The organism is Anaerofustis stercorihominis DSM 17244, assembly GCF_000154825.1.
GTDB lineage: Bacteria > Bacillota > Clostridia > Eubacteriales > Anaerofustaceae > Anaerofustis > Anaerofustis stercorihominis.
Genome location: NZ_DS560015.1, coordinates 472252 through 485501 on the forward strand (window position 1 = coordinate 472252; position 13250 = coordinate 485501).

Annotated in this window: 14 protein-coding genes and 3 tRNA genes; 6 read left to right on the top strand and 11 right to left on the bottom strand. The window is 31.9% G+C overall.

Annotated features, from left to right (window positions below):
* Window position 1 precedes the first annotated feature (1 nt).
* Genes ANASTE_RS02315 through aroF form a run of 5 tightly spaced genes read right to left on the bottom strand, consistent with a single transcriptional unit; the run spans window position 2 to window position 5308 of the window.
* Entirely contained in the window at window positions 2–919 is a 918-nt protein-coding gene (locus tag ANASTE_RS02315; protein WP_007049290.1) for a chorismate mutase, read from the bottom strand.
* A gap of 8 nt (window positions 920–927) precedes the next feature.
* Window positions 928–2007: a chorismate synthase gene (gene aroC, locus ANASTE_RS02320; RefSeq protein ID WP_007049291.1), complete on the bottom strand. Its 1080-nt coding sequence runs from the start codon at window positions 2005–2007 to the stop codon at window positions 928–930.
* The gene (aroA, locus tag ANASTE_RS02325; RefSeq protein WP_007049292.1) at window positions 1985–3223 is read right to left on the bottom strand and encodes a 3-phosphoshikimate 1-carboxyvinyltransferase; all 1239 of its coding nucleotides are present in this window, start codon (window positions 3221–3223) and stop codon (window positions 1985–1987) included. The genes aroC and aroA overlap by 23 nt, the downstream gene beginning before the upstream one ends.
* Entirely contained in the window at window positions 3224–4285 is a 1062-nt protein-coding gene (gene aroB / locus ANASTE_RS02330; RefSeq protein WP_007049293.1) for a 3-dehydroquinate synthase, read from the bottom strand.
* A gap of 9 nt (window positions 4286–4294) precedes the next feature.
* Complete coding sequence (aroF, locus tag ANASTE_RS02335; protein ID WP_007049294.1) at window positions 4295–5308, bottom strand: 3-deoxy-7-phosphoheptulonate synthase; 1014 nt, start codon at window positions 5306–5308, stop codon at window positions 4295–4297.
* A gap of 380 nt (window positions 5309–5688) precedes the next feature.
* Here aroF and ANASTE_RS02340 point away from each other — a divergent pair, with 380 nt between their 5' ends.
* The gene (locus ANASTE_RS02340) at window positions 5689–5895 is read left to right on the top strand and encodes a heavy-metal-associated domain-containing protein (RefSeq protein ID WP_007049295.1); all 207 of its coding nucleotides are present in this window, start codon (window positions 5689–5691) and stop codon (window positions 5893–5895) included.
* A 27-nt stretch (window positions 5896–5922) separates the two neighbouring features.
* Here ANASTE_RS02340 and ANASTE_RS02345 read toward each other — a convergent pair whose 3' ends face one another.
* From ANASTE_RS02345 to sfsA, 3 genes are all read right to left on the bottom strand, one after another.
* Window positions 5923–7458: a hypothetical protein gene (locus tag ANASTE_RS02345; protein WP_007049296.1), complete on the bottom strand. Its 1536-nt coding sequence runs from the start codon at window positions 7456–7458 to the stop codon at window positions 5923–5925.
* Window positions 7459–7491: 33 nt separating this feature from the next.
* Window positions 7492–8109, bottom strand: a complete 618-nt coding sequence (gene plsY / locus ANASTE_RS02350; protein WP_007049297.1) for a glycerol-3-phosphate 1-O-acyltransferase PlsY — start codon at window positions 8107–8109, stop codon at window positions 7492–7494.
* Between the two features lie 131 nt (window positions 8110–8240).
* On the bottom strand, window positions 8241–8930 hold the full coding sequence (gene sfsA / locus ANASTE_RS02355) for a DNA/RNA nuclease SfsA (RefSeq protein ID WP_039944626.1): 690 nt from the start codon (window positions 8928–8930) through the stop codon (window positions 8241–8243).
* A gap of 74 nt (window positions 8931–9004) precedes the next feature.
* Here sfsA and ANASTE_RS12035 point away from each other — a divergent pair, with 74 nt between their 5' ends.
* The 4 genes from ANASTE_RS12035 (at window position 9005) to ANASTE_RS02375 (ending at window position 11010) form a co-directional block, all read left to right on the top strand.
* Window positions 9005–10108 (top strand): HAD-IIB family hydrolase, encoded by a 1104-nt coding sequence (locus ANASTE_RS12035; RefSeq protein ID WP_187361995.1) that lies wholly within the window; start codon window positions 9005–9007, stop codon window positions 10106–10108.
* The gene (locus ANASTE_RS02365; protein ID WP_007049300.1) at window positions 10101–10817 is read left to right on the top strand and encodes a class I SAM-dependent DNA methyltransferase; all 717 of its coding nucleotides are present in this window, start codon (window positions 10101–10103) and stop codon (window positions 10815–10817) included. Before ANASTE_RS12035 ends, ANASTE_RS02365 begins: the two co-directional genes overlap by 8 nt.
* Before the next feature lie 36 nt (window positions 10818–10853).
* Window positions 10854–10929: transfer RNA gene (locus ANASTE_RS02370), tRNA-Val, on the top strand.
* Between the two features lie 6 nt (window positions 10930–10935).
* A tRNA-Gly gene (locus ANASTE_RS02375) sits at window positions 10936–11010 on the top strand.
* A gap of 179 nt (window positions 11011–11189) precedes the next feature.
* Here the strand turns inward: ANASTE_RS02375 and ANASTE_RS02380 are convergent.
* The 3 genes from ANASTE_RS02380 to ANASTE_RS02390 form a co-directional block, all read right to left on the bottom strand.
* On the bottom strand, window positions 11190–11609 hold the full coding sequence (locus ANASTE_RS02380) for a DUF2000 domain-containing protein (protein ID WP_007049301.1): 420 nt from the start codon (window positions 11607–11609) through the stop codon (window positions 11190–11192).
* 324 nt (window positions 11610–11933) lie between these two features.
* Complete coding sequence (locus ANASTE_RS02385) at window positions 11934–12242, bottom strand: MGMT family protein (protein WP_007049302.1); 309 nt, start codon at window positions 12240–12242, stop codon at window positions 11934–11936.
* Window positions 12242–12781 (bottom strand): methylated-DNA--[protein]-cysteine S-methyltransferase, encoded by a 540-nt coding sequence (locus tag ANASTE_RS02390; RefSeq protein WP_007049303.1) that lies wholly within the window; start codon window positions 12779–12781, stop codon window positions 12242–12244. Before ANASTE_RS02390 ends, ANASTE_RS02385 begins: the two co-directional genes overlap by 1 nt.
* Window positions 12782–13042: 261 nt before the next feature.
* Here ANASTE_RS02390 and ANASTE_RS02395 point away from each other — a divergent pair.
* Window positions 13043–13131, top strand: a tRNA-Leu gene (locus tag ANASTE_RS02395).
* The last annotated feature ends 119 nt before the right edge of the window (window positions 13132–13250 follow it).

Genomic DNA, 13250 nt, shown 5'->3' on the forward strand with positions numbered 1-13250 from the left:
CTTAACCTCTGTATGCTCCCACAAGTCTTAAATAATGAACATCTCCTTCAAGACCGGAAAGCATTTTCAAAATATTCTTATCTTCCAAGCTTCCGTCAAAATTGATAAAAACACTGAAGTCTTTAACCGAACTGTCAGCTTCTCTGGAATCTATTTTATTTATATTGATATTGTAATTGGAGAAATATTTTACAAGATGTCCCAATGATTTAGGTTCGTTGTCTATCCTTACTATCAAATCAATTTTATTGCTGTCTTTTACGAACCTTTTATATTTACCGAGGATTATGAATTTATTGTAATTCTCGGTGTTAAGTCCGTGAATATCTTCCAATTTTATTCCGTCTTTATCCGTAACGAATTTGTCTTTTATGTAAATATCTTCGTATTTTTCAAGTAAATCGTAAAGCTCTGCTATATGTCCGTCCATTGCATTATCTACAGCCAAAAGCACATAATCAAGACTTTCGTCTATCAACCCAGACATTATATCATCATAAGAATTGAATTCGATTTTTTTTGTTTTATCCCCGAAATATATTTCACAAACCTTTTTTGCAAGAGGATTTATCATCATACTGTATCCCGCTTTTGACGCTGTCTCGGTTATGTCAATAAATATACTTTTCTTAAGATTACTGACCATTTTCTTGGCTATGGCTTTTCTTTGGAAATTTTTACTTATATCCATCAAATGATTAAAGAAGTCAGCCACTTCCTCCGCATATTTTTTATCCTTTAGATTATTTATGGCTTTTTCAACTACTTCGGCTTCTCTGTTTTTATTTAAAACATCTATGTTATTTTCTTTTTTATACTTTGCAACATCTACGACAGTATTCATTCTCTCTTCAAAAAGTCTTACCAACTCTTTATCTATTTCGTCTATTCTTTTTCTGCTTTCTTCTAAACTTCTCATAAAACCACCTACTCATTTAATAAAAAATCATATAAACATATTGCACTTACGGCTTCTATTACTGGAACAGCTCTTTTGACTATTACCGGGTCATGTCTTCCAACGACCTCAAGCTTCGTATTTTCTTTTTTCCCCACGTCAATAGTACGCTGAAGTTTTGATATACTTGCCGTAGGTTTTATAACCGCCGAAAAACAAATGGGCTGTCCGTTGGAAATTCCGCCGAGGACTCCTCCGTTGTGATTTTCATATGTTTTTACGTTTCCGTCTTTATCGTAGTAATACTCGTCTTTTGCTTCGCTTCCCAGTAAATCCGCAAATCCGAAACCTTCTCCGAACTCTACGCCTTTTACTGCCGGAACGGAAAACAAAAGATGAGATAATCTTGATTCTATACTGTCAAAGAAAGGAGAACCTACCCCTGCGGGAAATCCCAGCACGGCACATTCCACTATCCCTCCGACACTGTCATGGTCATTCCTAGCCTTTAAAATGACTTCTTCCATTTCGGATAATTTACTCTTATCCAGCAAAGGAAAAACTTCTTCTTTTAAAGAAATGAGTTCATCCTTACCTATATTCACCTTATCAAAAGATATATCTTCCACTTTGTTTATCTTTTTGATATGAGAACCGATATAAATCCCTTTTTCTTCCAAAAGCTGCTTAGCTACCGCTCCCGCAAAAGTAAGAGGTAAGGTAAGTCTTCCCGAGAAGTTTCCCCCGCCTCTGTAATCATTATTTCCGTTATGTTTTATGTATGCCGGATAATCAGCATGTGAAGGTCTCATTTTTACTTTAAGTTCGCTGTAATCCTTGCTTCTCGTATTGCCGTTTTCGAAGATGGCACAAAGAGGAGAACCTGCCGTCTTATCATCGAAATAACCGCTTATGATTTTCGGTGTATCGGCTTCTTTTCTCGGAGTGGAAAATTTATCTCCCCCCTGCCTTCTTTTGAGTTCAAAATCTATTTTATCGAAGTCAAGTTTTATACCTGCGGGCAGACCGTCTATTACTACACCGATCGCCTCGCTGTGAGACTGTCCGAATATTGTAACTTTAAAATTATCTCCAAATGTCGCACTCATGAATTTCACCTCCCAAGCTTACAAAATCTTCAAAGAAAGTCGGGTATGATTTTCTTACACACATATAATCTTTTATTATTATATCATCTTTTGCCGCCGTTGACGCGATCGCCATACTCATGGAAATCCTATGATCCTTATGAGAATCAACTATCCCGCCCTTTAATGACTCTACACCTTCTATAACAAGATTATCTTCGTTTTCGATTATCTTTGCACCAAGTTTACTTAGTTCCTTAGATATTGCATTAAGCCTGTCACATTCCTTTATCCTTAGCCTTCCCGCATTTATTATCCTTGTTTCGCCCTTTGTAAGAGCTGCACATACGGTAAGCACGGGGATTATATCGGGGCAGTTTGCTGCGTCGATTACTTTTTCTTCGGAGCTATTTAAAACATCAATCCACTTGATGATTTCTTTATCTCCCTGAAGAGATGTATCATCAAGCCCTAAAACATCTATATCGCTTCCCAAATAGTTGGCGGATAAGAAGAATGCAGCCTGAGAGTAATCTCCCTCCACGGTGTAATCCATGGCTTTATATTCCTGATTTCCTTTTATGATGAATTCTTTATAATCATTATTTATGATTTTTATCCCGAACTTTTCTAACATCGATAAAGTCAAGTCAAGATAACTTTTGGATTCCAAATCAGTGGTGATGACTATTTTTGAATCTCCCTCAAGTAAAGGAAGAGTAAACAGTAATCCGGTTATGAACTGAGAACTTATATCTCCTCTTACTTCAAATGTATCCGCTTTTAATCTTCCGTCTACGGTAAGGTTTAAAATGTCTTTTTCGTAATAATATTCTATTCCCTGCTTATCAAATATATTATAGAATACGTCGAGAGGTCTTTTTCCCAAGTTACCTTTACCTATAAAAGTCTTCTCCCCCTTTAAAAGCATTGTTATGGGAACAAAAAACCTTAATGTGGAACCGGATTCATTGCAGTCGACAGTGAAGTCAGACTCTTTCGGAGAATTTAAAATCCCCTCTATGGTCACTTTCCTGTTATCTGTTGTAACCTTTGCCCCCATACTCTTTACTGCCGATATTGTTGCGATTATATCATCGGACAGTTCTATATTATCTATTACGGATTTTCCTTTAGAAAGTGCCGCACATATTATTGCTCTGTGAGCCATACTCTTTGACGGAGGTATATTTACTTTTCCTTTGAGCTTATTTGGTGTGATTTTTATGTTATCCATCTATTTGTCCTTAAAAAATTCTAAATTTGTTTTATAAATATAACAGCTTCCTATCTCATCTAAAAGTATCACATTTAAAATGCTGCCTTCATTTTTCTTATCAGAAGATATATGAGATAAAATATTTTCATTATGTACAGCGTTTATATCATAGTCCATACCGAAGTTTACAAGTATATCTCTGATTTTATCACTCGTACCTTTCTTCGTCAGTCCTTTTTTCTCACTCAGAGCGGTTATTTCATACATTCCTATGGCTACCGCTTCTCCGTGAGTATACTTTTCATAATTATAATACGCTTCTATCCCGTGAGCAAGAGTATGACCGAAATTTAATTTCATTCTCTCTCCCGTATCCTTTTCATCTTCCTCAACCACTTTTCTTTTTAAATCACAGCTTTTATATATTATATGTTCTATATGCTCCAGGATATCTTCCCTTGAATGCATTTTGTATAAGAGTTCAAAGAACTCTTTATCGAATATACAGCCGTACTTTATGACTTCCATAAATCCATCGTTTACCGTCCTGTCATCTAAAGTTGCAAGTACGTTTGGGTCTATCAAAACCAGTTTGGGCTGATGAAAACTTCCCACAAGATTTTTGCCCTTAGCCAAGTCTATTGCAACTTTACCTCCTACGGAACTGTCTACCTGCGATAAAAGGGTCGTAGGGATTTGTATAAAATCCACACCTCTTAAAAAAGTCGAAGCCACAAATCCTCCGAGGTCGCCTATAACACCTCCGCCGAGAGTTATGATAAGATCTTTTCTTGTCATCTTAAAATCTATCAAAGCATCGTATATCACTTCCAGCGAAGAAAGAGACTTTGTACTTTCTCCGTTTGGAAGAACGATATAATCCACTGAATATCCTCCTGATTTCAAATCTTGAGAAACTTTATCCAAATAGAAACTTGAAACTATATCGTCGGTTATTATAAATATTTTTTCGCCTTTATAGACCTTTTTTATCTCTTCACAGACATTCTTCAAGATACCTTTTTTTATTATGATATCATAAGAATTTTTTCCGAGATCAACATGAAGTGAATTACTCATTTATTTCTCCTAAACTGTTCTGTTTACGATTGGAGCAAGTTTTTTGATATCGGACATCAATTCATCGAATGCTTCGGGTTTAAGCGATTGCTGACCGTCACATAGTGCATTCAAAGGGTCGTTATGTACTTCTATGATAAGTCCGTCTGCACCGGCAACTACAGCGGCTTTTGCAAGAGACTCAACCATCCACCATTTTCCGGTAGCATGAGAAGGGTCGATTATGATAGGTAAATGACTTAATTTTTTGATTGCAGGTATAGCGCTTAAGTCAAGAGTGTTTCTTGTGTAATTTTCGAAAGTCCTTATACCTCTTTCACAAAGAATCACGTTTTCGTTGCCCCCTGCCATTATGTATTCGGCTGACATTAAAAGCTCTTCGATAGTTGCACTTAAACCTCTCTTAAGCAAAATAGGTTTTTTTATCCTTCCGAGTTCTTTTAATAAATCAAAGTTTTGCATATTTCTTGCACCGATTTGGATCACATCAACATCTTCTATGAATTTTTCAAGGTCGTTAGTTGACATCAATTCTGTTACTACCGGAAGCCCGGTTTCTTTTCTTGCTTCCTTTAAAAGTTCAAGTCCGTCGTATCCGAGTCCTTGGAAAGCGTATGGCGAAGTTCTTGGTTTGAAAGCTCCTCCTCTTAAGAAATTTGCTCCCGAAGCCTTAACATCTTTTGCGACTTCCGTGATTTGTTCTCTGCTTTCTACCGAACAAGGTCCGGCAATTATTGCAAGCTTCTCTCCTCCGATTACCTGATCTCCGATTTTTATTTCACTGTTGTTTGGATGAAACAGTCTGTTGGCTTTTTTGTAAGGTTCTTCTACGTGAAGGACTCTTCTTACCACATCATTGGCTTCAAGGATTTTAGCATCTAAAATCGAGGTATCCCCGACCAGTCCGAGTATCGTAAGATCCTGTCCTTCGATAGGTTGGATCTTAAGGTTTTTGCTTTCGATCAAGGCAACTAATTTCGCCACTTCCATTTTGTCTGCATTCGGTTGTAATACTACTATCATTTTATTTTCTCCTTAAAATTGTGTATTTGTAAAATAAAAAAGGGAACTCCTTTTAATGAGTTCCCTAATATTTTTACATAAATTTTTATACATAAAAGTTGATACTCACTAAAAGGCTAAACTGTACATGAAAAAGAACCTGCAAAGAAATAATAGTTTGCAAAGCTAAAAAAGTTATAAAATTTAAAGCTGTTAAGTTCTTTTAAACCTTTCTATTTTTTCTTCTCCTAATGTATATCTTGTTTGATATGATACACCTCATTTTCATAAATGTCAAGAAAATTTAGTAAATTATTGAAAATTTTTCATTTAATTATTTCCTATGTTAATTTGAAACCAATTGATATATAATAATAAAAAAGAATAAGGAGGAGTAAATTATGACAAAAATAATATTAAATGTAAACGGAATGTCTTGTTCTCACTGCGAAAACAGAGTAATGGAAGCTTTAAAGAAGAACGAAGCGGTAAAAAAAGCTAAAGCAAGTGCTAAAAAGAACATCGTTGAAATCAAATATAATGAAGAAATGGCAAGCAAAGAAGATTTGGAAAAAATCATAACCGAAGAAGGCTATGAGGTTGTATAAAAAAAGACTGCTTATGCAGTCTTTTTTTTATTTATCATCTTCTTTACTCAAATCATCTTCTTTATCTATATTTTCTATATTTTCAGATTTAAGTGATTCATTATCGGATATTTCGCTTTCATCAGATACAATTTCTTTTTCTTCATTTAAAGTAAGTTCTTCATTTTCTTTATCACATACTTCTTTTTTATTTTTCTTTTTAAATAATCCTTTTTTACTAGATTTATTATCATTTTCTATTTCTGACGTATCTTCTACGAAAGCCCCTTGAGCTCTTAACTTATCCTCACGTTCTTTCCTTCTTTTATCTCTTTGTGATTTCGTTTCGGTTATATATCTGTAGTCTTTTTCTTCTTCCAAATAATTTGAAGTGACCTTGCTGAATACGTCAAGTCCGTTATAAACAATGGTATCATCAATTAAAACATTATTGATATCACTACCTTCTATTTTAAGCAAAGCAGCATTTCTTTTCTTCAAATAAATCAAATCTTTATCTTTCTTTTCATCTAAATCAAAATCAGACAATTTATCATATAAATCATTAGCTTTTTTATAGTCTTTTCTTTTAATAAAATAAGCTATGATATGGTGACAAACAACTAAATATTCTTTGATATCATCTTTTAAAGAAGATATTTTATTTACTGCAATATCATCAAAATTTTCATATAAAAAGTTTATATATTTGCTGAATCCTACATTCAATCTTCCGAATTTTACATCTAGATAATCTCTTAAAACGAAGTCAACAGTATACATATCTTCGAAATCTAAGTCTTTTAAATCAAAATCTTTGTTTAAATAATCTGAGATTTTTTTAAGCAGATAGTTTCTTTTAACATCTCTATTTTTAAGGTTATAACTTCCGTAAAGAAGGAATTTAGATGCTACCAGGTAATCGTACTGTTCTTCAGTAAATGAATTTTTAACAATGTGATGTCCTTCTTCATCCTTCTCTCCCGTATCTATTTTATCATTCGGGATATCCAAGCATTTATCACCTTCAAGAAGTATAAATAAAATTTGTGTTGATGTAAACAAAATCAAAAAAATCAAAGCCACATCAATAAAAAACAATATTATATCAGAAAATATATAAACGAAAAGGAAATATACTGATATGCAAGCCAAAACAAGCAGAAGTAAAGTCCCTGCTATATTTTCAAAAGTAGTAAAAGTAAAATCACCTTTCAACTTATTAAATTCTTCATCATTTTGAGGATATTTGAATTTCGGAACCGTAACTCCAAGTGAAAAATAGTGTTTATTATGAAGTCTTCCTCTGTATTTCTTATCGGGATCTCTATATAGAGTATAAAAAGGGTCAATATACAGCATCGTAGTATCATAACCTTTTTTATTATATATGATGCTATACGATTTATATTTAAAATATAATGATAAGTAATACATAAGGATTATGAGTATCGGACAAATTGGTGCTACCCAATATAACTTATGACCGATAGCAAAAGAAATCAATATCCCGCCGCTTATAAGACCGAATAAAAGTATTACCAACCAAATTATTTTTAAATTTTTCTTAGAACTTTTTCTCATAAATAAATCCTCAAATCTATTATTTTATATAAATTATTTATCTTTTTTACCAAAGCTTAATTTATTTTCATTTCCGTTAATTATTCTTTTTATATTAAGTCTATGCTGATATATGCTTAAAATGCAAAGAATGCAAGATAAAATAATGTAAAAAATATCTACTTTAAATACAATAAAAAATACTGCACTTAGCGTAAGGGCTGTAAGAGAACCCACAGATACCATTCTGGTAATAATCGCCAATATAAATCCGATCAAAATAGCCATAAGAGCCAATCGGTAGTCTACCATTACAAGAATACCCGCACTGGCAGAAACACCTTTGCCGCCTCTGAACCCCATAAATATAGGCCAGTTATGTCCTGCAACACATGCAAGTGACGAAAGCAGTATAACAAAGGGACTTTGCTTGAAGATATAACACAGTCCGACAGCAAGCATTCCCTTAAAAAAATCTATCAAAAAAACTAAAAGTCCGGAAAAAAAGCCATAAGTCCTAAGAGCATTGGTAGCCCCAGCATTACCGCTTCCGTAAGTTCTTATATCCTCTTTTTTTACACTTTTTGAAAATATATATGCACCATTTATACACCCTATAAAATAAGATGCAATAATAATTATCAAACTTAAAAAAGTAAATTCTATATTCATAAAAACTCCTAGTATAAGTAAACATTTTACTTTTAGTATTATAGCATAATAAAAGTTAAATAAAAGTATGTTTGATTAAAAATATGTAAAATATTACAAAATTTTCATTAATTCTTAATAATTAAAATCTTCTATATTTTAACATCTATCTTTTTACTTGCTTTTATCTCATTTTTGGTTATATCACAGTCAAAAGCAAGGATATTCACACCATTTTCTCTAGCTTTTTTAAGTGCGTTTATAAAATCATCATGTACGGGATTAGGTGTAAAATACTTTGCTCCTTTAAACTGGATTATAAAAATTATATATGCTTCATAACCGTCTTTATGAGCTTTTACAAGTTCATTGATATGCTTTATTCCTCTAAGTGTAGGTGCATCGGGAAACATAGCTATCCCCTCTTCTTCTAATGTTACCCCTTTTATCTCTATATATGCTTTATGCTCTTTACTTTCCACATAAAAATCAAATCTTGAATTTCCGTAAGTGCTTTCGCTCTTTATAAATAATTCCCCTTCAAATCCTTCAAGGTTTATAATTTTATTTTCAAGTGCTTCCTTAAATACTTTATTTGGGATTTGGCTGTCCATATTAAACAGTATATCCTTTTTATATACACTTATTAAGTCATACTTTGTCTTTCTGTTCGGATTATCCGATTTTTCAAGATAGACAACTGCACCCTTTTTTAATAATTCTCTGCACCTTCCGGTGTTCTTTACGTGTACAGTTTCAACCGTATCTCCTATTTTACAATTAGCAATAAATCTGTTGGGTCTTTCTATAAAAGTCGCCTTAACTATATTTTTATATTTCATACTATCCTCTTTCACTATCAGGTATTATACAAGACAAGCTTGAAAAAATAAAGGATTTGATTTAAAATTGTTTTATGGAAAATTATAAATTTATAAATCATGAAAAATGCGAGTTCTTCCCTTGCCACAAAACCGATGACAAAAAAAATTTTAATTGCTTGTTTTGCTACTGCCCCCTCTATTTAATGGAAGATAAATGCGGAGGTAATTTTACTTACACAAAGAATGGAGTAAAAGACTGTTCAAATTGTCTCATTCCTCATAGAAGAGAAAATTACGATTATATAAATAATAAATTATATGAATTTACACTGTCTCAAAACAAGGAACGATTCAATAAAATTAAAGCAGTCGCAACGGATCTTGACCATACGCTTATAAAAGATGAATTCGCAATAGATGATATTTCTATTGAAACTTTTAAAAAATTAAAAGAAAAGGGATATAAAACCATAGTAGCTACAGCAAGAGGGTTCTATCAAGCATATTATTTCACAAAGAAATTAAATCCTGATTATGTCATTAGTGACAACGGAGCACTTGTTACTAAATTTATTGACGGAAATAAGGAAATAATATATAAAGTTGAAATCCCAAAGGATATAAAGCTGGATATAATATCTTCAATCGAGAATTTTGATAATCTTATTTTCATGCTTGAATCCAGAGATGATTTATATGTAAATCCTTGCGAAGCGGAACCGGATTTTTGTGATAAACATGTAGAAATATTTAAGAAAGTACAACAATTCGACAAAGACTTGCGAGTAAATATAATGAGAAATTTAAAAGATTTTCCTAAAGACAAACCGCTGACTAGGATATGTATTTTTGACTTTCTTCAAACAGATGAAGTACAAAATAAATTAAAAAAAATCGCAGAAAAATATAAAGGAAGAGTAAATTATATCCAGTCATTTCAGACAGTCTTTGAATTCGGATGTTCATCAAAGGGACAGGCTATGGATTTTTTGATGGATTATGCAGATATAAAAAAAGAAGAACTTATGAGTTTCGGTGACAGTCTGGCAGATATACCTCTTTTAGATAAATCGGGCATACCTGTAGCGGTTGATAATGCAAGAGAAGAATTAAAAGAACATGCAATGTATATCACTGACAGCGTATTTGAAAACGGAACGGATAAATTTATAAGGGAAAACTTATTAAATGAATAACAATTACGATAAATTCAGCGAATACTATGATATATATACTTCTTTTGTAGACTATGAGTTATGGAGCAAATATATATACTCTCTTGCGGGTAAAAATTTAAATAATAAAAATATTTTGGATTTGGGCTGCGGCAGCGGAGAAATGCTTCTATGTATCGATGAAATGACAAATGCTAACTTATACGGAGTTGATATAAGCGAAGAAATGCTAAGCATTGCCGACCAGAACGCCTTTTTTGAAAATAAACATCTAAACTTAATAAAATGTGATATGTCTAAATTTACATGTGATATAAAATTCGATTTGATTTATTCCGCATGCGACAGTATGAACTATCTTTTAAATGAAGATGATTTTACAGATACTTTAAATAATGCTTATGAAATGCTGAATGAAAATTCTATTTTTACTTTTGATATCATAAATAAAGATTATTTAGAAACGAATGATGATTTCTCATGTGAAAATATTGATTTTATTATAAAAAGGAAAAAAGAGGAAAATTATCTTTATACAAATATAAAAATATACGAAGATAAAAAAGAAACAGAAAATATCAGACATATGCAGAGATTATATTCCGCTGAAGAAATAATTGATATATATGATAAAACTAAATTTGACGATATATCGTTCCATGATTTCCTAACCACAAAAGAGATAAAAAAAACAAGCGACAAAATTCAAATTATTTTAAAAAAATATTGACAAATTTTATATTTTACTTTATACTATAACGTGCTTGGTCGCATAGCTCAGCTGGGAGAGCACCTGCCTTACAAGCAGGGGGTCATAGGTTCGAGCCCTATTGCGACCACCATTTTATGCGAAAGTGGCTCAGTGGTAGAGCATCGCCTTGCCAAGGCGAGGGTCGCGAGTTCGAATCTCGTCTTTCGCTCCAATAAGACAAATTCAAATCAATCTGAAATATGATTGATTTTTTTATATAAAAAAACATCTGACAAATCATAATAAAAATTTTTGCTTAATAAATGCCATAAACTATTTTAACTTATTCTAATAGATTTTATAGACATCATACAAGAACTTTTAATTTTTATTGCAGAAAAATAAAAATATTTACCTTAGTAACCCCATACTTCCGGTCAATTTATTTATAAGTTTCTTGTTCCCGTAAAGAGCTAAGCCAAAATAATTCATTTCACCCAAATTTACTTTACTGATTTTTTCTATATATTCATCGTAAATATTACAGGACTGAGCTACATCTGAAAAATCGGCAACCACGATATCTTTATATTTTTCATCACTTAATTTATTTATTAAATCCATTAATACATCTTTATTCCCCTTTAAAATAGGAATAGGTATACTTATGATACCCATATGCTCATTCCCCTCTTTATCCGATACATCTGCCCCTACCAAATCAGGATAATGACTCCCCATAGTATTACCGAGTATTGCCGCAGTATTTGCAATCAATCCGAGAGGCAAATTTTCATCAATTACCATTACACATTTTTTTTCTTCATTCATTTTTTATGTCCTTTCCAAACAATATTTATTAAGGGAAAAAATTTTAAATTAAATTAAAATGTCATACGACTCCCCTTTTAATGATTTATAAAAAATAATATCATTTAATAAAATTTTTTTATTGTACAAAATTGATAATAATTTATTTAAATCGATTTATAATCTAATTTAAAATTCTTAAAAAATATCCTAATGTTGATTACATTTGAGAAAATTATGTTTCATTTTACTTAAAATATCAAATAAAATTATGCCTTAAATATAATAAAAACACATGGCTATAATATGCCGATGTGTTTCATTTTTTATCAACTTATATATTTATTATATAATCCATTTATGTTTTTTTAAATCAACATGTTCATCATTTTTGAATTTTATGCCTTCACTTTCCAGCTTTTCTTTTTGAGTATGGAAATTAGGTGCAAGCCTTCCGTTATGATTAACGACTCTATGACAAGGATATTCACCGTAGTATTCAGACATACCGAGGATTTTACCCACTAATCTCGCATTATTCGGTCTGTCTGCCAGTCCTGCGATTTGCCCATAAGTTGCAACTTTTCCTTCAGGGATTTCTTCAACTATGGAAAGAACAAGAAAAATCAAATCGTCATCCAATACTTTTCCCATTATAATGCAGTACCTTTCCTCGGAATAAATAAATTTGACATATCAACCTTTTCATGTTCCAGTAGTTTTATCTTTTTATCGATCCCTCCCGCATATCCTGTAAGACTGCCCTTAGAACCTACTACTCTGTGACAAGGTATGATTATAGATATCGGATTATGAGATACTGCTCCTCCAACCGCCTGTGCAGACATATGTTCAATACCTTTTTGATTAGCTATCTCTTTTGCGATATCATTATATGTAATAACTTTTCCATAAGGTATTTCACAAAGTATTTTCCATATACTTTTTCTAAAATCACTCCCCCTTGGAGAAATAGGTAAATCGGAAATCAAAGGTTTTTCTCCACTGAAATATTTATCAAGCCATTTACTCGTTTCATTAAATATATTTAAATCATCTTTCTGTACAGTATCTTCTTTAATGCTATCTAAAAAATATTTTTGGTCTTTAAACCACAATCCTATCAAATTTTCTCCATCACTTCCAAGAACGATATCCCCAACAGGAGAAGCGTAATTACCTAAATAAACCATTTTATCTCCTTTTATATAATTTCAAGTATTTTGATAAATCTTTATTTTAATCAATTATAACACTATATAGCTACAAATTATTTAACTTTTAATAATTATATAAACAATAGCTGACTAACAGACTAATATAATAAACTCATAATATAATATTTTTTCACTTTTTTTTGACAAACTATTGTAATATCGGAAACATTTGATATAATAAGTTAGTAATTGATCCAATCAGTTCTAAGGTGTTATCTGTAAGATAATTTCCACTATGCCGAAGTGGCGGAACTGGCAGACGCACAGGACTTAAAATCCTGCGATCCTTACCGATCGTACCGGTTCGATTCCGGTCTTCGGCACCATTAAAATTAGAAGGTAATACTTCTTTTTTTATTATTTAACGCCTTAAACTTGTAAATTCTTAACCGACTACCCTTTTAAGAAATGCAAGGAAAAAGACATCTTTAAGATGTCTTTTTTA